Origin of the sequence: Bacillus sp. FSL K6-0255, from assembly GCF_045040725.1 — a bacterium.
Lineage (GTDB): Bacteria > Bacillota > Bacilli > Bacillales > Bacillaceae > Bacillus > Bacillus subtilis.
In genome coordinates, this window is the sequence record NZ_CP150278.1 from 1,523,340 (window position 1) to 1,540,267 (window position 16,928).

A 16,928-nucleotide genomic window follows, 5' to 3' on the forward strand; every position below is an offset into this window, starting at 1 on the left:
ACGGCTTCTGGAAAATGTACACTTGATTATTCATGCCGGGTCTGATAGAAATAAGGTAAACGCAATGCCGATTTGGAGATTGCCTTCATCTTTGGTAAAATTCATAAAAAGTTCACAAATAAATTCCTGTTTGTCGTTTAATATTTAATAGGATGTTTTTTTACAAGATGTTATCTTGTATGATAGAGTTGCAGGTTATTTTATTCTCCTGCGTTAGGTTTGTAAGGGAGGTTTACGTTATGGCTAACTCCAGAATCTTAAATGATACAGCTATAGACGGACAAATTGAAGAAACAACGGCATGGAAAGATTTTCTGTCCCTTATTAAAATAGGGATCGTCAATTCTAACCTCATCACGACTTTCACTGGAATGTGGCTTGCACTGCATATTTCCGGTTTGAGTTTTTTAGGCAATATAAACACCGTTCTTCTTACGTTAATCGGGTCTTCACTGATTATTGCGGGCTCCTGCGCGATCAATAACTGGTATGACCGGGACATTGACCATCTTATGGAGCGTACGAAAGTAAGACCGACGGTTACGGGTAAAATTCAGCCGAGTCAGGCGTTATGGTCTGGAATTTTGCTGGTTGCTTTAGGATTGATCATGCTGCTGATGACAACTGTCATGGCTGCTGTTATCGGTTTTATCGGAGTCTTTACGTATGTTGTATTGTACACAATGTGGACGAAACGCCGCTATACGATTAACACAGTAGTAGGAAGCGTTTCCGGTGCAGTGCCGCCGCTTATTGGATGGACGGCAGTGGAAGGGAATATCGGTGTCGTAGCATGGGTGTTATTCATGATTTTATTTATTTGGCAGATTCCTCACTTCTTAGCATTGGCTATCAAGAAAACTGAGGATTACAGAGCTGCAAATATTCCGATGCTTCCTGTCGTATACGGTTTTGAAGTGACAAAAAGACAAATTATTGTGTGGGTTGCGTGCCTGATGCCGCTTCCGTTTTTCCTTGGTAGCCTGGGTCTTCCGATTGTCATTCTCGGCTTGCTGTTAAATATCGGCTGGCTGATTCTTGGCTTAATGGGATTCCGCTCCAAGAATATCATGAAGTGGGCAACGCAGATGTTCGTTTACTCGCTTAACTACATGACAATCTATTTCGTTGCCATGGTTGTCTTGACGCTTTTCTAAAAAATAGATATGATGCTTGTTTTATCGCTTCAAAATAAACGATGACAACTAGTAAATGCCGCCTTGACCTCTTGTTTAATCAGGCGGCTTTACTTTTATACATAGATGGCATTTTGAGTAAAAAAACTCATAATTTAAGAGAAGAGGAAATGTAAGTGCTTTATTGGTGATAGGTTGGATGGCGATAGATTTCGATCCGCTTTCCGCCTTTGTATTGACCAGAAAAGGGGTTGGGTGAAATGGTAAAGCATTGGCGTCTTATTTTATTATTAGCCTTAGTGCCGCTTCTATTAAGCGGATGTGGAAAACCTTTTTTATCCACGCTCAAGCCTGCTGGCGAGGTGGCTGATAAACAGTATGACCTGACAGTGCTCAGCACATTGATTATGGTGGTTGTTGTTGCAGTAGTATCTGTTATCTTCTTTTATGTGATTGTGAGATTCAGAAGATCACGGGTCGGTGAGAACACGATACCGAAACAGGTAGAGGGGAATAAATTTTTAGAAATCACATGGACCGTGATCCCGATTTTGCTGCTCATTATTCTTGTGATTCCTGTTGTATTATATACGCTGGAGCTAGCGGACACATCACCAATGGATAAAAAAGGCCGCAAAGCTGAGGATGCTCTTGTAGTCAATGTTAGGGCAAATTTATACTGGTGGGAGTTTGAGTACCCTGATTACGGCATTATCACAAGCCAGGAGCTGATTGTACCGACAGATCAGCGTGTATATTTTAATTTAAAAGCCTCTGATGTAAAACATTCCTTCTGGATTCCTTCAGTTGGAGGAAAACTTGATACGAATACGGATAATGAAAATAAGTTCTTCCTGACATTTGATTCAAAACGAAGCAAAGAGGCAGGAGATATGTTTTTTGGGAAGTGTGCAGAGCTTTGCGGCCCTTCACATGCGCTGATGGATTTTAAGGTGAAGACGATGTCTGCAAAAGAATTTCAGGGCTGGACAAAAGAAATGAAGAACTATAAGTCTACAGCAGAGAGCGATTTGGCTAAGCAGGGTGAAGAACTGTTTAAAGAGAAAAACTGCCTGAGCTGCCATGCGGTAGAGCCGAATGATAAGCGTGCAGAAGCCGCTAGAACGGCACCTAACTTGGCGACCTTCGGTGAAAGGACAAAAGTGGCAGGGGTGAAAGAGGCCAACAAAGAAAATGTGAAGGCTTGGCTGAAGGACCCTGACAGCATAAAGCCGGGGAACAAAATGACAGGCACATATCCAAAGCTCTCAGACAGCGAAACAAATGCGCTTTATGAATACTTAAAAGGCTTAAAAGCGGAAAGCAAGTAGGGAAGAAAGGGAGATATTGGGGGAGGTCACATATGTTGAATGCGCTTACAGAAAAGCGGACGCGCGGATCTATGCTTTGGGATTATTTGACGACGGTGGACCATAAAAAAATCGCGATTCTTTATTTAGTGGCAGGGGGATTCTTCTTTCTTGTCGGGGGAATTGAAGCGATGTTTATCAGAATTCAGCTTGCAAAGCCGGAAAATGCGTTTCTCAGTGCTCAAGCGTACAATGAAGTAATGACTATGCACGGAACGACGATGATCTTTCTGGCTGCGATGCCGCTCTTATTTGCCTTGATGAATGCGGTTGTGCCTTTGCAGATCGGGGCTCGGGACGTTTCGTTTCCATTTTTAAACGCGCTTGGTTTTTGGCTCTTCTTTTTCGGGGGCATTTTCTTAAATCTAAGCTGGTTTTTGGGCGGAGCGCCAGATGCGGGCTGGACATCATATGCCTCACTTTCGCTTCATTCTAAAGGGCACGGCATAGACTTTTTCGTCCTCGGACTCCAAATATCGGGGCTCGGGACGCTGATAGCCGGGATTAACTTTTTGGCCACGATTATCAACATGAGGGCTCCGGGCATGACGTATATGAGGCTGCCTTTGTTTACATGGACGACATTTGTGGCCTCGGCATTGATTTTGTTCGCGTTTCCGCCGCTTACGGTTGGATTGGCTCTCATGATGCTGGATCGGCTGTTCGGAACCAATTTCTTTAATCCGGAGCTTGGCGGAAATACGGTCATTTGGGAACATTTATTTTGGATCTTCGGCCACCCGGAGGTTTATATCCTAATTTTGCCTGCATTCGGTATTTTTTCTGAGGTCATCCCTGTGTTCGCCAGAAAGCGTTTGTTTGGCTATTCTTCAATGGTTTTTGCAATCGTGCTCATTGGCTTTCTGGGCTTTATGGTTTGGGTGCACCACATGTTCACGACTGGTCTCGGCCCGATTGCAAATGCGATTTTTGCGGTTGCAACAATGGCTATCGCGATTCCGACCGGGATTAAGATTTTTAACTGGCTGTTGACGATTTGGGGAGGAAATGTGAAGTATACAACCGCTATGCTGTATGCTGTCTCATTTATTCCATCCTTTGTGCTCGGCGGTGTGACGGGAGTCATGCTGGCAGCTGCTGCGGCTGATTATCAGTTTCATGATACGTATTTTGTGGTTGCGCACTTCCACTACGTCATTATTGGCGGCGTTGTATTCGGCCTTTTAGCCGGTGTTCATTTCTGGTGGCCGAAAATGTTCGGTAAAATTCTGCATGAAACGATGGGGAAAATTTCATTTGTATTGTTTTTTATCGGCTTTCACCTCACGTTTTTCATTCAGCATTTTGTCGGCTTAATGGGGATGCCGCGCCGGGTTTATACGTTTTTGCCAGGACAGGGTCTGGAAACCGGCAACTTGATCAGTACAATCGGGGCGTTTTTTATGGCGGCAGCTGTTATTCTTCTGCTGGTCAATGTCATATGGACATCGGTAAAAGGTGAATATGTAGGTGCTGATCCATGGCATGACGGACGTACGCTGGAATGGACCGTTTCTTCACCGCCGCCGGAGTATAACTTTAAACAGCTTCCTTTTGTCAGAGGACTTGATCCGCTTTGGATCGAGAAGCAGGCAGGGCACAAATCAATGACGCCGGCGGAACCGGTTGATGATATTCATATGCCAAACGGCTCAATCCTGCCGCTCATCATTTCCTTCGGCCTTTTTGTCGCAGCGTTCGGGCTGCTGTACAGAAGTGATTACGCTTGGGGCCTGCCGGTGATCTTTATCGGGCTCGGCATCACATTTATTACGATGCTGCTTCGTTCAGTAATTGATGATCACGGCTATCATATTCATAAAGAGGAACTGCCGAACGATGATAAAGGGGTGAAGGCATAATGCAAGTTCAAGAAAAATTCACCGCAGAAACCTTTCCAGCTTCTCCTGAAAAAGTAACCCTGGAAGGGAAAAATAAATTTTTAGGCTTTTGGCTTTTTCTTGGCGGAGAGACTGTTCTGTTTGCGTCTCTCTTCGCCACGTTTCTTGCGCTTCGGAATTCAAATGCCGGTGATCCGCCTACGACGGAAATGTTCGATGTGACACTTGTATTCATTGCCACAATGCTTCTATTAACGAGCAGTTTAACGAGTGTGTACGCGATGTACCACATGAAGAACTTTTCCTTCGGCAAGATGCAGCTTTGGCTGGGAATTACGATTTTATTGGGGGCGGGCTTTTTAGGACTGGAAATCTATGAGTTCAAGCATTACACCCATGAATTTGGCTTTACCATCACAAGCTCTGCCCTTGGTTCTGCGTTTTACACGCTTGTCGGTACACACGGCGCCCACGTGGCATTTGGGCTTATGTGGATCAGCACGCTTATGATCCGCAATGCCAAGAGAGGGCTGAATCTGTATACGGCGCCTAAGTTTTACGTTGCCAGCCTTTATTGGCACTTTATTGATGTCGTGTGGGTCTTCATCTTTACCGTTGTATATTTAATGGGGATGGTGGGATAAACATGGTCGATAAAAAAAGCAGAGGGCATATCAATAGCGACCTTGAATTTAAGAAAAAAAAGCATGCCCGGGAGATGAAATATCAAGTCCTGTCTTTTGGTTTAATGATCGGTCTTACGATTGTTGCATTTCTGACTGTGGCCACGGACGGTGTCGGCAGCTGGTTTACGATTCCTTTCATTATTTTGCTAGCTGCAATTCAAGTCATTTTTCAGCTGTATTATTTCATGCATATGAATCAGAAAGGGCATGAGGCGCCGGCACTGTTTTTGTATTCAGGGGTGTTTGTCGCGTTTATCACTGTGCTTGCGTTTGTGACAATTATATGGTGGTAATTTGAACAGCCGCCGGAGGTGAAGAAATGAATCAGTTGGAGATATTTGGGTTTCGCGCGATGTGGAGCCCTTATCTTTTTTGTATCCTGTTAGGCATTACGGCGCTTTATCTCTATTTTTACAGGCGAATGTCTTCAAAGCCGAATCGAATAACTGGTAAAGAGATGGTGTGCTTTCTGTCGGCGATGCTGTTTTTATATGCAGCCGAGGGAAGCCCGGTTGATCTGCTCGGACATATTATGTTCAGTGCGCATATGGTGCAGATGGCCGTCCTGTATTTGGTTGTCCCGCCGCTGTTAATCGCGGGGATTCCTGCATGGCTCTGGGAAAAAATCATTTTCAGGCCTTCAATCAAACCGGTTTTTTCCTTTTTTACGACGCCTTTAATTGCTTTGCTTTTGTTTAACGGCATTTTTTCTTTATATCATGTACCGCTTATATTTGATACTGTCAAAACAGATCCGTTTTACCATACATTAATCACTTGGCTTATCTTTGTGCTTGCGTTCTTCATGTGGTGGCCGCTTGTTCATAAGGTTGAGCGTCTACGGCAGCTCAGCGGCTTGATGAAGCTGGGTTATATTATGGCGGACGGTATGCTGCTCACACCTGCTTGCGCCTTGATCATGTTCAGCGGTGCACCGTTATACGCCACCTATACAGATCCGGCTTTATGGGCTGAGGCAATGAGGCTTTGCGTGCCAGCGGATATGATGGGGCAGGTCCCATTAACAGGGCCAGAGATGTTGAATACACTGCCTTTGTTAGAGGATCAGCAGCTCGGAGCAGTCATGATGAAAATCATTCAGGAAATTGTGTACGGTACTTTTTTGGCCGTTATTTTTTTCCAATGGGTGAAGAAAGAAAGGGAAAAGGACGGGCAGGAGGAGCCGCCGTATATTCAGCAGACGATATCATAAAAGGTACAGCGAAATATGCTGTACCTTTTCGTTACATTTGAACTGTTTTTAACATGTTGGCTATGTCCTGAATCAGTGCCTTGCTTTTTGTCACAACCTGTACGGGAAACTCTTCCGTTTCTCCATATTCTACTCCATGAGGGTAGTAATGCTTTCCTAGGAGAGGGGACATTAATTGAATCACGGCGCGCCCGCTTCCGACATCGCCTTCTGCCGCAATACCTTGTATCCGCAGGTAAAACGTACCCTCAATCGTCGAAAACTTCTTGTCATAGGTGACTCTCTCGTAATCCCATTGACCCGCTCTGATAAGACCTTTGCTTTCCATTAAGTCGTCTAGCCAGCTGAGCTCAGCCTTAACCCCTTCAAGTCCGCTTTCAGTAAACTTCAACACTGACCCCTCCTTATAAAAATTACCTTTCCTGACAATCATAGTATGAAAGCGTTAAACTTTCAATGAATCTTCTTCTTTTGAAAGTATGCAAAAATTAAATTTTGACGACAATAGCACTAGACTAAAGGAGGTTAAACGGATGACAAAAATAAAAGATCTGATGACAGCCGACTTGCAATATTGCACGGTATTAGATAATGTATATGAAGCTGCAGTAAAGATGAAGGACGCAAATGTAGGAGCGATACCGGTAGTTGATGAGGACGGGGAAACATTGGTCGGCATCGTAACCGACCGCGATCTCGTATTAAGAGGAATCGCCATCAAAAAACCGAACTCGCAAAAAATCACTGACGCGATGACTGAAAAACCTGTCAGTGTGGAGGAAGATGCTTCAGTCGATGAGGTTCTTCATTTGATGGCATCGCATCAGCTCAGAAGGATACCAGTTACAAAAAATAAAAAACTGACTGGAATTGTCACGCTTGGTGATCTTTCTTTATCTGAGCAAACGAATGAACGTGCCGGCAGCGCCTTATCGGATATTTCCGAAGGGGATAATAGAGAAGAAGGCTTTTTTCATTAACACATAAATCTTTGACATGTTAAATAGGCTGTATTGTAATGGGATGTAAACAAGAGATTGTGAATCGCCACGGGGGTGATAGATTGAAAAATATATTGAGAGCAATGGTTATCCTTTTGATTATCTGCGGAACCTATGTTCTGTTTATTCAATATGGATCTGTTCCTGAAAAGAAATCAAATGACAGCGAGCCTCAGGTGTCGAATGAGGAAGCGCAAAGCGGCAAACGAATACATATGCCGACTTCAGGGTTATTGTCCTTCATGGGCAAGCACGCCGATGAAGTAACGAAAAAGCTTGGGGAACCTGAACGTATTGACCCTTCGGCTTATGATTACGATTGGTGGGTATACAATCAAGGTAAGGATCAATATATCCAAATCGGGGTATTAAACAATAAAGTGGTCACATTATTCGCGTCGGGTAATGATATTAACGCCAAGCCTTTCAAAATTGGAGAATCAACTGGCGAAGTATTCAAGACCACCCAGGTGGCACCATTTGTGAATGTAGAGTATAAAGGAAATTCCTATCGGTTTGAATTTTCTGAAGAAGATATCAATACAAGACCGACTGTAAAGGTAGGAAAGATGTATGTTCAGCTGTATATGGACAAATTTGAGGGGAAGCTATCCAGCATTAGGGCGTTTGATGCGCAAACCTTTGTAAAGCAAAGACCTTATGAGGTAGTGTACCGCGGAGAATTAATTAAACCGAAAGCCGTTTCAGACGAGAAATGGAGAAAAATCCAAACAACGAGTGAAAAGCAAATTCTTGATTTGACGAATGTCATACGCGTTAAACATGGACTTGCGAAGCTTGAATGGGATCAGCCAACGGCGGAGGTGGCATTTGGACATAGTGAGGATATGAAGGAAAATAATTATTTCTCCCATGTCTCTAAAAAATACGGCTCGCTGAAAGACCGCTTAGAAGAAGGGCATGTTGACTTTCAGCAAGCGGGAGAAAATATCGCATACAATTATGTGGACGGTCCGGCCGCTGTAGAAGGCTGGCTGAATAGCGAAGGCCATCGAAAAGCGCTTCTGAATTCAGATTATACGCATCTTGGAGTCGGAGTAGACCGAAAATATTACACCCAAAATTTTATTAAACGATGGTAATGAAAGCCGCGGACGAATGGTCCCGGTTTTTTCTATTTCCATACAAACTGGTCTGAATGAATGTGCTGATAGCTTACAGATAAGCCGTTTCCAATTCCTTCAGTCAGGCTTTTTCACCAGTGTATAGGGATATCGCTAAAAATTCATTTGGGAATGAATATAGGCGAACACAATGCCCGACAAAACGATACATTGTAGTAGGTAACGATTTTCGGAGGGGGTGAGGATTGTGGCGAATCAACATGCCAATCATTCAATCAATGACTTTAAACAATTCGTCAAAAAGCATCCCAAGCTGATAAAAGAAGTGCGCAAAGAACAAAGAAGCTGGCAGGACGTATATGAAAATTGGGTCCTCTTCGGGGAGAGCGATCCGATTTGGGATCCGTATCGGGAACCGGAAGAAGCTTCTGAAGCTGTGCCTGAAACACCGCAAAAAAATGATTTTGTCTCGAAAATGGTGACAGCGGTGAAAAAGATGGATGTCAATCAAATGAACGAACAAATCAATAAAATGAGCCAGTCGATCTCATCGTTGCAAAGCCTTCTTAATACATTTTCCGGAAGCGGACAGAAGCATTCTCAGCCAGGCTCTGGACAGCATCCTTTTTCTTTTCGAAAGGATTAAAAAAGGGGAGCTCATATGCGCAAAGAGGTTCAGGAATATATTTTAGCAAACGAAGAACGGAAACGATTCATCAGAGAACAGCCGATATGGTACCGCAGGCTTTCAAGAAAACCGGATGATCTGTCCTCCTTTCAGCTTGAAATGATGAATTTTTATGAAAAAACCATTCCGCATCGGGTGAATCAGTTTACGAACGGGATTCAAATGGCGCAAATGATGATGCAAATGTTTCAAGCGATGCGGACAAAAGATTAAAAGGCCCCGAAAAAGGGTCTTTTTTCATGCGGACATAAGGTTTTGTATACGGCTGCGGTTAAGCATTTTCCAATTGGCTGGTTTCATGGTAAACTAACAACTGGAGGTGCATGTTATGTATGCGACGATGGAATCCGTGCGGCTTCAAAGTGAAGCTCAGCAGCTTGCCGAGATGATTCTGCAGTCGGAGACGGCTGAGAACTACCGCAATTGTTACAAGCGTCTCCAGGAAGATGAAGAGGCAGGTCGGATTATTCGTTCTTTTATCAAAATAAAAGAGCAGTATGAGGATGTACAGCGTTTTGGCAAATATCATCCTGACTATAGAGAAATATCCCGGAAAATGAGGGAGATCAAACGTGAGCTGGACCTGAACGATAAGGTGGCTGACTTCAAGAGAGCTGAAAATGAGCTCCAGTCCATTCTTGATGAGGTCAGCGTTGAGATTGGGACAGCTGTTTCGGAGCATGTGAAAGTTCCGACTGGGAACCCTTATTTTGACGGTTTGTCTTCATGCGGAGGCGGTTGCGGTTCAGGCGGAAGCTGCGGATGTAAAGTGTCCTGACGAGACTGGCCGTCTCGTCTTTTACATATAAGAGAAAACAGGCAGGTGATTGTATTGGAGAATAGGCGCCAGGGCATGGTTGTGTATCTGCACTCCCTAAAGCAGAGCAAAATGCTGAGGAAGTTCGGGAATGTGCACTATGTATCAAAACGATTAAAATATGTCGTACTGTACTGTGATATGGACCAAATTGAAAAAACAATGGACAAGATTGCGTCTTACTCATTTGTGAAAAAAGTGGAGCCTTCTTATAAACCGTTTTTAAAATTGGAATTCGAGTCAAAGCTTGATAAGGCAAAAGAATACGATTATAAAATCGGCATATAGCTATAAAAAAATCCCCGCAGGCATCTGCGGGGTCCTTCTATTCCTTAATATGTTAAGGAGAAGGCAAAGGGAGAGGAGAAACCGGAGGAAGAACTTATGGGGAAACGTAAGTCTTCTCCGCGGTTGGCAACAACATCCTCTAGATGCTGTTGCTTATAGTATGGACAAGGATCATGCTGCCTATACACCTGTTTATCAAGATTAGCGTTCATTGTTTGGAAGAATGCTTTATGTTAAGATAGGATTGATTTTTTTCTATGTACATAGCGGCGTCCGGCCGAATAAAGAAACAAAATAGCTTTTAGAAAAAGTGGTGTGGAACATGAGAGTAATTTCTGGATCAAAAAAAGGCCGTTCACTAAAGGCTGTAGCCGGAACATCAACAAGACCGACAACCGACAAAGTGAAGGAATCCATTTTCAATATGATCGGCCCTTATTTTGACGGGGGCAGGGGACTTGACTTATTCGCAGGGAGCGGAGGTCTTGGAATCGAAGCGCTTTCACGCGGGTTTGAGCATTGTATATTCGTTGACCGTGATTTTAAAGCGATTCAAACGGTAAAATCTAATTTGAAAACGCTGGAGCTTACAAAACATGCACAGGTATACCGCAATGATGCGGAACGTGCTTTGCACGCTGCTGCTAAAAGAGAAACCGGCTTTCGCGGAATTTTTCTCGATCCGCCGTATAAGGAACAAAAGCTGAAAGCACTTTTAACTTTGATTGACGAATATCAAATGCTGGAAGAAGACGGCTTTATCGTCGCTGAGCATGACAGAGAGGTCGAGCTTCCCGAAACCGTAGGAGATCTTGTGATGACAAGAAAAGAAACCTATGGGTTAACAGGTGTAGCGATTTATAAAAAGAGGGGGTAGTGAGGTGGCGAGTATAGCTGTCTGTCCCGGCAGTTTTGATCCTGTGACCTACGGGCATCTGGACATCATCAAACGCGGGGCGCATATTTTTGAACAAGTGTATGTATGTGTGCTGAATAATTCTTCAAAAAAGCCTTTGTTCAGTGTGGAAGAACGGTGTGAGCTTCTGAGAGAAGTCACAAAAGACATTCCGAACATAACAGTTGAAACATCGCAAGGCCTGTTAATTGATTATGCAAAAAGAAAAAATGCGAAAGCGATTTTAAGAGGCTTGAGAGCTGTATCTGATTTTGAATACGAGATGCAGGGGACATCAGTAAACCGGGTGCTTGATGAATCTATTGAGACGTTTTTTATGATGACAAACAATCAATATTCGTTTCTAAGTTCAAGCATCGTAAAAGAAGTGGCAAGATACAACGGCTCGGTATCAGAGTTTGTACCGCCGGAAGTAGAGTTGGCGCTTCAGCAAAAATTCAGACAAGGATGAGGGTTTTGACTCATCCTTTTTTTGTTCCGTTTGTCAGTCTGTAAGAAAAAATGATAATGTACGTAAACAGCGCGCATAGTGTGACAGCAGGTCCGATCTGCACAAGCAGATTCCAGCCGTTTATAAAGGCAGTTGACATGTCACTGCTGTTAAGAGATTTAAATACATACTGATACGGATCATGCCATGCTGTGTAAAGAGGTTTCCATAAAAGCATGACGAAGACAGCGGCATAAACGCCCTGCAGCAAACGTGCGATAAAGAATGGTTTAAATCTAATGTCGGTTTCCGATAAAATACCTGCCACCTGAGCTTGTACGGAAAAGCCGCTAAACCCAAGAATAAAGCTGACGATAATGGCTTTTTGCAGAAGAGAAACATCTGTCTCGCTGACAAGCTTGCTGCCTAATGTAATTTCAAACATCCCTGATAAAAGCGGAATGTCCAATTGAGTCGGAAGCTGAAACAAAGTCAGTGCTCCTTTTGTGAAAACAGACAAAACATCAGTCAGCTGGACCACTGACAACAGCCGATTGAAGACAGAAAATAAAATAATAAAGCCGCCTACCATAAGAAGCGTTTGAACAGAAGACGTCACGGCGTCGCCTAAAATTTTACCTAAGGGCCGTTTTTCTGCAAGTCTGGCGGTATGAAGAGCGTGTAAAGCATCTTTGACTGAAGGGAAAGGTATCGTTTTCTTTCTTCTGAGATGCTGCTCTTCCTTGCGGCCATAGGAGCGCATTGTTAAACCGACGGCAAGATTCCCCAAATAGTGTGCAGAAGCTAATAAAATGCCTAGTGATGCGTTTTGAAAGAAACCGACGGCAACAGCGCCGAAAATAAAGAGCGGGTTTGAAGAATTGGTAAACGACGCGAGCCGTTCTGCCTCTACTCTTGAAATCTGATTTTCCTGCCGCAGACGGGCAGTGAGTTTTGCGCCCGCTGGGTTTCCTGATGCCATTCCCATAGCAAGAACGAAGCCGCCGACACCCGGCACGCGAAAGATCGGCCGCATAAAAGGCTCAAGCAAAACACCGACAAACCGCACAATGCCAAAGCCGATTAAGAGTTCGGACAGAATAAAAAATGGCAGCAATGACGGAAACACAACCTCCCACCACATAGACAGCCCGGTTTTAGAGGCTTCGAATGAGGCCTGTGGATGTGAGATGACAGTCGCTGTTAAAAAAAGAAAAAACGAGGCAATCAAAAGTGTATTAATCTTCGACAAGTTCATTCTTACCTCCCCGATGCTAAAAATGCCCAATGACATGTATATCATGATAAAATAATGTATGATGTAAAACGGCCAAGCAGTACCTGTCCTCTTGATTCTTTGTACTAATATACGAGCATAGGGGTTCAGTTTAGACCATAGAATTCGGTATACAGGGAATTCAGGCAGGAGGTTAACGCTTTGGCCAAACCTAAAATCGGGTTAGCGTTAGGATCGGGAGGGGCCAGAGGGCTTGCTCATCTCGGTGTGCTTTCCAGTTTACATAAGCACCAAATTGAAGTGGATATGATTGCAGGAAGCAGCATGGGCGCTTTGGTGGGCAGTTTTTACGCCGCCGGACATGACGTGGCAACGATGAAAAAAGTAGCCAAAGCCTTTAAACGAAGGCTTTATGCTGATTATACGGTGCCGAAACTCGGTTTTTTAAAAGGTGACCGCGTCAGACAGCTTGTGCATGCTTATACATTCGGAAAACCGATTGAAGAGCTCCAAATCCCGCTGGGCATTGTTGCGTGTGATCTACAGACGGGAGAAAAGATTGTGTTCCGAAAAGGATCAGTGTCAGATGCAGTGAGGGCCAGCATCAGCATCCCGGGTATCTTTATTCCGCAGCGGCTGGACGGACGCCTTCTTGTAGACGGCGCGGTCGTCGATCGAATTCCGGTTTCTGTTGTGAAAGACATGGGAGCTGATATTATCATCGCTTCGGATGTTTCCAGGGTTCGAAAAACTGAAACAGCAGTGCATATTTTTGATGTGATTATGCAAAGTATGGATATACTGCAAAATGAATTAGTGCGGCATCAAACAATTGCCGCAGATATCATGATTCGCCCTTCCCTTGAAACATACAGCTCAAGCTCGTTTGCCAATATTGAAGAAATGATATCGGCAGGCGAAGAGGCGACAAACCGAATGATCAGCAAGATAAGAAAAGAAATAGAGAATTGGGAGGGCTCATAATTTGCTACGTAAAAAACATTTTAGCTGGATGCTCGTCATCCTCATACTGATCGCCGTTTTATCATTTATAAAACTTCCATACTATATTACAAAACCGGGAGAAGCGACAGAGCTTGCTTCATTGATAAAAGTGGAGGGAGGCTACCCGGAAAAAGGAAGTCTGTCCTTAATGACTGTTAAAGTGGGACCGGCTAATCCATTTACATATGTGTGGGCAAAGATGCACCCTTATTATGAAATTGTTCCTGATGAGAGCATTAAGGAGGAAGGCGAATCAGATAAGGAGTATATGAAAAGACAGCTCCAAATGATGAAAAGCTCGCAAGAAAATGCGGTTATAGCCGCCTATCAAAAGGCAGGAAAAAAAGTCAGCTATTCCTTTAACGGCATATACGCAAGCTCAGTTGTAGAAAACATGCCGGCAAAAGGGAAAATAGAAGTCGGTGATAAAATCATCAGCGCAGACGGCAAAAACTATCAGTCTGCTGAAAAGCTGATTGATTATATCAGCAGCAAAAAAGCGGGAGATAAAGTCACGTTAAAGATCGAAAGAGAAGAAAAAGAAAAGCGTGTCACCCTTACGTTAAAACAATTTCCTGATGAGCCGGATCGGGCAGGAATCGGAGTTTCGCTTTATACAGACAGAAACGTGAAGGTAGAGCCTGATATTGATTTTGAAATCGAAAATATTGGCGGCCCGTCAGCAGGGTTAATGATGTCCCTTGAAATCTATAATCAGCTGACAAAACCAGACGAAACAAAAGGCTACGATATTGCGGGAACAGGTACGATTGATGTTGACGGAAAAGTAGGCCCGATCGGCGGCATTGATCAAAAAGTCGTCGCCGCAGACAAAGCCGGAAAAGACATTTTCTTCGCGCCAAATCAAAACGGCGCCAGCAATTCCGATTATAAGAACGCAGTAAAAACAGCAAAAGATATTGATTCAAATATGAAGATTGTGCCTGTTGATACCATGCAGGATGCGATTGATTATTTGAATAAGCTGAAAGCGAAAAGCACCTGATTCTCAGGTGCTTTTTCTATACATTTAAAAAGTGTTGTTCATCTTCGTCATATCGAATCGGTGCATGTCCGTATTCCTGTAGGTCAAACTCAGTTCTCAGCGGCTCTTCTATCGGCAGGCTGTAAATCCTGCTTGCTTTTACGTCCAGATCGAGAGCTGGATGGGAGAAAGAGGACAGTTTGCTGACAAGCGGAACAGACAGTGCTTTTTTCTTTTCGGATAAATAAGCCTGTCCTTTTTTCGTCATGCCGAGAAGCCTGATATACGGCGCCTTATCGTTGTCAAGCAGCTTTTGCATATCCTGTTTTTTTGTTCTGGTTAAAATGTGTGTATTCATCCGCTGGAGCCTTGTCCACGTATAGCGTTTTGTTTTCAGCAGTTCCATAAATTCCTGATAGGAGCTGGATTTTCTGATCGAACGAATAATTCTGTGCTCTAAACCTTCCTCCACCTCGTATACTTGCTGTAATTCCCGTGCCGTTACAGTTGAAAGGCTGTATTTTAAGTAAGAAAAGTAGCTTTCAGGTGTATGCCACAATCCGAAAGATTTGCGGTAAGCTGCTAATTCACGTGCAGATGCAGCAGGGAGAAAACGAAGGCAGGCTTCGAGATTCTGGCCAATCATCGCTTTTCTAATGCTTGTGGCACTTGCTATATGGTTTTCGCCTTCAGGGAGATCGGCATCATGATAGTCCGAAGAGATTCGTGCCGTAGTATAAGGTTTCATAGGATATCCCCCGGTTAGAATCGAGGTCACATACTGGTATCCCAAAATGTTATTTGGTTTTGACAAGTCAAGTGCACTTTCAGTATGCAAAATGGAGCTGAAGGCGATAGCCGCCGCTGCTGGGTAACTGGCCCCCTTTTTAAGTTCTTCTTTAATTCGGTCATTCAATATATGTTTATGCTCATCAATAAGCTGTGCTGTTTCTAAAAAAGGCTTGATATCCCCATTTTCACTCCCGAAAAACAGCGCCTCACATTCAAGTTCGTTCAGGATGGAAACACTGCCGCGTGCAAAAATGTCTGCTTTTTGCACGGCATAAAGATAAGGCAGCTCAATGACAAGATCAACTCCGCTTTGCAGCGCCATTTTTGTTCGGGCCCATTTTGATACAACAGCGGGTTCCCCGCGCTGTAAAAAATGTCCGCTCATGACCGCGACAGCCGTGTCACATCCGGTTTGCAGCTTTGCTGTTTGGGCATGATAAAGGTGACCGTTATGAAAGGGATTATATTCAACCACCAATCCGACAGCTTTCATATTTTTTCCGCCTTTCTTGCTATGTTTAAAAACGTATGGTACATTTGCAAATGAAAACTCTTACGCCTTATTTTTGTTTTAAGTGTATGCATAGCATATTCCGCTGTCAACGATACTTCAATGGCAGCATTATGCTGTAAAGAAAAAATATTGACAAAAACAATCTTAAAAGCTATAATCATGTTTGTTGCTTTCCTGAGGTGATACAAATGAAATGGACGATTTATCAGCTGCATCAAATGCCAAAACAAAGTTTTGAGTTTGATGAAACAGTTGAGTTAAATGAGCTGACAAAGCTGAATTCTGACATTCGCCGCATTTCTCCCGTTCGGGTGAAGGGCAGAGCGGATATCAAATCCAAACAGGTTTCGTTTGATTTTACAATTTCAGGCGAAATGCTTTTGCCATGCTCAAGAACACTCGTTGATGTTCCGTATCCATTTGAAATTTCAACAAAAGAACTGTTTATATTTCATCACACGGATGATATAGAAGATGATGACGTTCACATTGTTGAGGACGATACTATCGACATAACTCCGATCGTGAAAGAAGAAATTCTTTTAGAAATCCCTATGCAAATCTTTTGTGAATCTGAACAAGAAAAAGGAGCTGCTCCTCAAGAAGGAAAGGATTGGCAAGTCATTTCGGAAGAAGACAAGAAGAATCAAGTTGATCCGAGACTTGCAGCCCTTGAAAAGCTCTTAAAACAAGATGATGAATCTTAACTCTTTAAGGAGGTGGGAATAATGGCTGTACCTTTTAGAAGAACTTCTAAAATGAAGAAAAGATTGCGCCGTACACATTTCAAACTTAATGTACCTGGTATGACAGAATGTCCGTCATGCGGAGAGATGAAGTTGTCTCACCGTGTATGCAAAGCATGCGGATCATACAACGGCAAAGACATAAATGTAAAAAGTAACTAATGAGAAAAGCGCAGGG

22 protein-coding genes are annotated in these 16,928 nt (G+C 43.5%); 18 read left to right on the plus strand and 4 right to left on the minus strand.

Annotated elements, in window-relative coordinates; genetic code table 11:
* The first annotated feature begins 239 nt into the window (after nt 1-239).
* The 6 genes from cyoE (at nt 240) to ctaG (ending at nt 6,246) form a co-directional block, all read left to right on the plus strand.
* Nucleotides 240-1,157: a heme o synthase gene (gene cyoE / locus MHB62_RS07970; RefSeq protein ID WP_003232250.1), complete on the plus strand. Its 918-nt coding sequence runs from the start codon at nt 240-242 to the stop codon at nt 1,155-1,157.
* 239 nt (nt 1,158-1,396) lie between these two features.
* Complete coding sequence (coxB, locus tag MHB62_RS07975) at nt 1,397-2,467, plus strand: cytochrome c oxidase subunit II (RefSeq protein ID WP_003232248.1); 1,071 nt, start codon at nt 1,397-1,399, stop codon at nt 2,465-2,467.
* Nucleotides 2,468-2,499: 32 nt separating this feature from the next.
* A complete protein-coding gene (ctaD, locus tag MHB62_RS07980) occupies nt 2,500-4,368 on the plus strand; it encodes a cytochrome c oxidase subunit I (RefSeq protein WP_003232245.1) in 1,869 nt (622 codons plus the stop codon).
* Entirely contained in the window at nt 4,368-4,991 is a 624-nt protein-coding gene (gene ctaE / locus MHB62_RS07985; protein ID WP_003232244.1) for a cytochrome c oxidase subunit III, read from the plus strand. Before ctaD ends, ctaE begins: the two co-directional genes overlap by 1 nt.
* Nucleotides 4,992-4,993: 2 nt before the next feature.
* Nucleotides 4,994-5,326, plus strand: a complete 333-nt coding sequence (ctaF, locus tag MHB62_RS07990) for a cytochrome c oxidase subunit IVB (protein WP_003232242.1) — start codon at nt 4,994-4,996, stop codon at nt 5,324-5,326.
* Between the two features lie 26 nt (nt 5,327-5,352).
* Nucleotides 5,353-6,246 (plus strand): cytochrome c oxidase assembly factor CtaG, encoded by an 894-nt coding sequence (gene ctaG / locus MHB62_RS07995; RefSeq protein WP_003244967.1) that lies wholly within the window; start codon nt 5,353-5,355, stop codon nt 6,244-6,246.
* Nucleotides 6,247-6,277: 31 nt separating this feature from the next.
* Here the strand turns inward: ctaG and MHB62_RS08000 are convergent, their stop codons facing one another.
* A complete protein-coding gene (locus tag MHB62_RS08000) occupies nt 6,278-6,640 on the minus strand; it encodes a YugN family protein (RefSeq protein ID WP_003232238.1) in 363 nt (120 codons plus the stop codon).
* Nucleotides 6,641-6,779: 139 nt separating this feature from the next.
* Between MHB62_RS08000 and MHB62_RS08005 the strand changes: the two genes are divergently transcribed.
* From MHB62_RS08005 to coaD, 8 genes are all read left to right on the plus strand, one after another.
* Nucleotides 6,780-7,226, plus strand: coding sequence for a CBS domain-containing protein (locus tag MHB62_RS08005; protein ID WP_003221362.1), 447 nt, complete (start codon nt 6,780-6,782; stop codon nt 7,224-7,226).
* A gap of 83 nt (nt 7,227-7,309) precedes the next feature.
* Entirely contained in the window at nt 7,310-8,350 is a 1,041-nt protein-coding gene (locus MHB62_RS08010) for a CAP domain-containing protein (protein ID WP_032721504.1), read from the plus strand.
* A gap of 229 nt (nt 8,351-8,579) precedes the next feature.
* Nucleotides 8,580-8,978, plus strand: a complete 399-nt coding sequence (locus MHB62_RS08015) for a YlbD family protein (protein ID WP_003232233.1) — start codon at nt 8,580-8,582, stop codon at nt 8,976-8,978.
* 15 nt (nt 8,979-8,993) lie between these two features.
* Entirely contained in the window at nt 8,994-9,233 is a 240-nt protein-coding gene (locus MHB62_RS08020) for a YlbE-like family protein (RefSeq protein WP_003232231.1), read from the plus strand.
* Nucleotides 9,234-9,348: 115 nt separating this feature from the next.
* Nucleotides 9,349-9,798, plus strand: a complete 450-nt coding sequence (gene ricF, locus MHB62_RS08025) for a regulatory iron-sulfur-containing complex subunit RicF (protein WP_003221370.1) — start codon at nt 9,349-9,351, stop codon at nt 9,796-9,798.
* A gap of 54 nt (nt 9,799-9,852) precedes the next feature.
* Nucleotides 9,853-10,125 (plus strand): YlbG family protein, encoded by a 273-nt coding sequence (locus MHB62_RS08030; protein ID WP_009967171.1) that lies wholly within the window; start codon nt 9,853-9,855, stop codon nt 10,123-10,125.
* Between the two features lie 322 nt (nt 10,126-10,447).
* Nucleotides 10,448-11,002, plus strand: coding sequence for a 16S rRNA (guanine(966)-N(2))-methyltransferase RsmD (rsmD, locus tag MHB62_RS08035; RefSeq protein ID WP_003232227.1), 555 nt, complete (start codon nt 10,448-10,450; stop codon nt 11,000-11,002).
* Between the two features lie 4 nt (nt 11,003-11,006).
* A complete protein-coding gene (coaD, locus tag MHB62_RS08040) occupies nt 11,007-11,492 on the plus strand; it encodes a pantetheine-phosphate adenylyltransferase (RefSeq protein WP_003245283.1) in 486 nt (161 codons plus the stop codon).
* Nucleotides 11,493-11,502: 10 nt separating this feature from the next.
* On the opposite strand, the gene spoVV is transcribed toward coaD, so the two are convergent.
* Nucleotides 11,503-12,729 (minus strand): dipicolinic acid transporter SpoVV, encoded by a 1,227-nt coding sequence (gene spoVV, locus MHB62_RS08045; protein WP_003245492.1) that lies wholly within the window; start codon nt 12,727-12,729, stop codon nt 11,503-11,505.
* Between the two features lie 180 nt (nt 12,730-12,909).
* Between spoVV and MHB62_RS08050 the strand changes: the two genes are divergently transcribed.
* Nucleotides 12,910-13,692, plus strand: coding sequence for a patatin family protein (locus tag MHB62_RS08050; protein WP_003232221.1), 783 nt, complete (start codon nt 12,910-12,912; stop codon nt 13,690-13,692).
* Nucleotide 13,693: 1 nt separating this feature from the next.
* The gene (gene ddcP, locus MHB62_RS08055; RefSeq protein WP_003245451.1) at nt 13,694-14,719 is read left to right on the plus strand and encodes a protease DdcP; all 1,026 of its coding nucleotides are present in this window, start codon (nt 13,694-13,696) and stop codon (nt 14,717-14,719) included.
* A gap of 16 nt (nt 14,720-14,735) precedes the next feature.
* On the opposite strand, the gene MHB62_RS08060 is transcribed toward ddcP, so the two are convergent.
* Together MHB62_RS08060 and MHB62_RS08065 are read right to left on the minus strand one after the other, a co-directional pair.
* Nucleotides 14,736-15,983, minus strand: a complete 1,248-nt coding sequence (locus tag MHB62_RS08060) for a nucleotidyltransferase (protein WP_003244707.1) — start codon at nt 15,981-15,983, stop codon at nt 14,736-14,738.
* The gene (locus MHB62_RS08065; RefSeq protein WP_003232215.1) at nt 15,980-16,165 is read right to left on the minus strand and encodes a hypothetical protein; all 186 of its coding nucleotides are present in this window, start codon (nt 16,163-16,165) and stop codon (nt 15,980-15,982) included. Before MHB62_RS08065 ends, MHB62_RS08060 begins: the two co-directional genes overlap by 4 nt.
* Before the next feature lie 27 nt (nt 16,166-16,192).
* On the opposite strand from MHB62_RS08065, the gene MHB62_RS08070 reads away from it, so the two are divergent.
* Together MHB62_RS08070 and rpmF are read left to right on the plus strand one after the other, a co-directional pair.
* On the plus strand, nt 16,193-16,711 hold the full coding sequence (locus tag MHB62_RS08070) for a DUF177 domain-containing protein (protein WP_003232214.1): 519 nt from the start codon (nt 16,193-16,195) through the stop codon (nt 16,709-16,711).
* Between the two features lie 21 nt (nt 16,712-16,732).
* Nucleotides 16,733-16,912, plus strand: a complete 180-nt coding sequence (rpmF, locus tag MHB62_RS08075; RefSeq protein ID WP_003154457.1) for a 50S ribosomal protein L32 — start codon at nt 16,733-16,735, stop codon at nt 16,910-16,912.
* Nucleotides 16,913-16,928 lie beyond the last annotated feature (16 nt).

Coding starts and splice junctions, on each gene's coding strand:
- ctaD (WP_003232245.1), top strand. CDS start 2,500: ATGTTGAATGCGCTTACAGAAAAGCGGACGCGCGGATCTATGCTTTGG.
- MHB62_RS08020 (WP_003232231.1), top strand. CDS start 8,994: ATGCGCAAAGAGGTTCAGGAATATATTTTAGCAAACGAAGAACGGAAA.
- rpmF (WP_003154457.1), top strand. CDS start 16,733: ATGGCTGTACCTTTTAGAAGAACTTCTAAAATGAAGAAAAGATTGCGC.
- ctaF (WP_003232242.1), top strand. CDS start 4,994: ATGGTCGATAAAAAAAGCAGAGGGCATATCAATAGCGACCTTGAATTT.
- ctaE (WP_003232244.1), top strand. CDS start 4,368: ATGCAAGTTCAAGAAAAATTCACCGCAGAAACCTTTCCAGCTTCTCCT.
- coxB (WP_003232248.1), top strand. CDS start 1,397: ATGGTAAAGCATTGGCGTCTTATTTTATTATTAGCCTTAGTGCCGCTT.
- MHB62_RS08060 (WP_003244707.1), bottom strand. CDS start 15,983: ATGAAAGCTGTCGGATTGGTGGTTGAATATAATCCCTTTCATAACGGT.
- cyoE (WP_003232250.1), top strand. CDS start 240: ATGGCTAACTCCAGAATCTTAAATGATACAGCTATAGACGGACAAATT.
- ricF (WP_003221370.1), top strand. CDS start 9,349: ATGTATGCGACGATGGAATCCGTGCGGCTTCAAAGTGAAGCTCAGCAG.
- MHB62_RS08065 (WP_003232215.1), bottom strand. CDS start 16,165: ATGATTATAGCTTTTAAGATTGTTTTTGTCAATATTTTTTCTTTACAG.
- spoVV (WP_003245492.1), bottom strand. CDS start 12,729: ATGAACTTGTCGAAGATTAATACACTTTTGATTGCCTCGTTTTTTCTT.
- rsmD (WP_003232227.1), top strand. CDS start 10,448: ATGAGAGTAATTTCTGGATCAAAAAAAGGCCGTTCACTAAAGGCTGTA.
- ctaG (WP_003244967.1), top strand. CDS start 5,353: ATGAATCAGTTGGAGATATTTGGGTTTCGCGCGATGTGGAGCCCTTAT.
- MHB62_RS08070 (WP_003232214.1), top strand. CDS start 16,193: ATGAAATGGACGATTTATCAGCTGCATCAAATGCCAAAACAAAGTTTT.
- MHB62_RS08005 (WP_003221362.1), top strand. CDS start 6,780: ATGACAAAAATAAAAGATCTGATGACAGCCGACTTGCAATATTGCACG.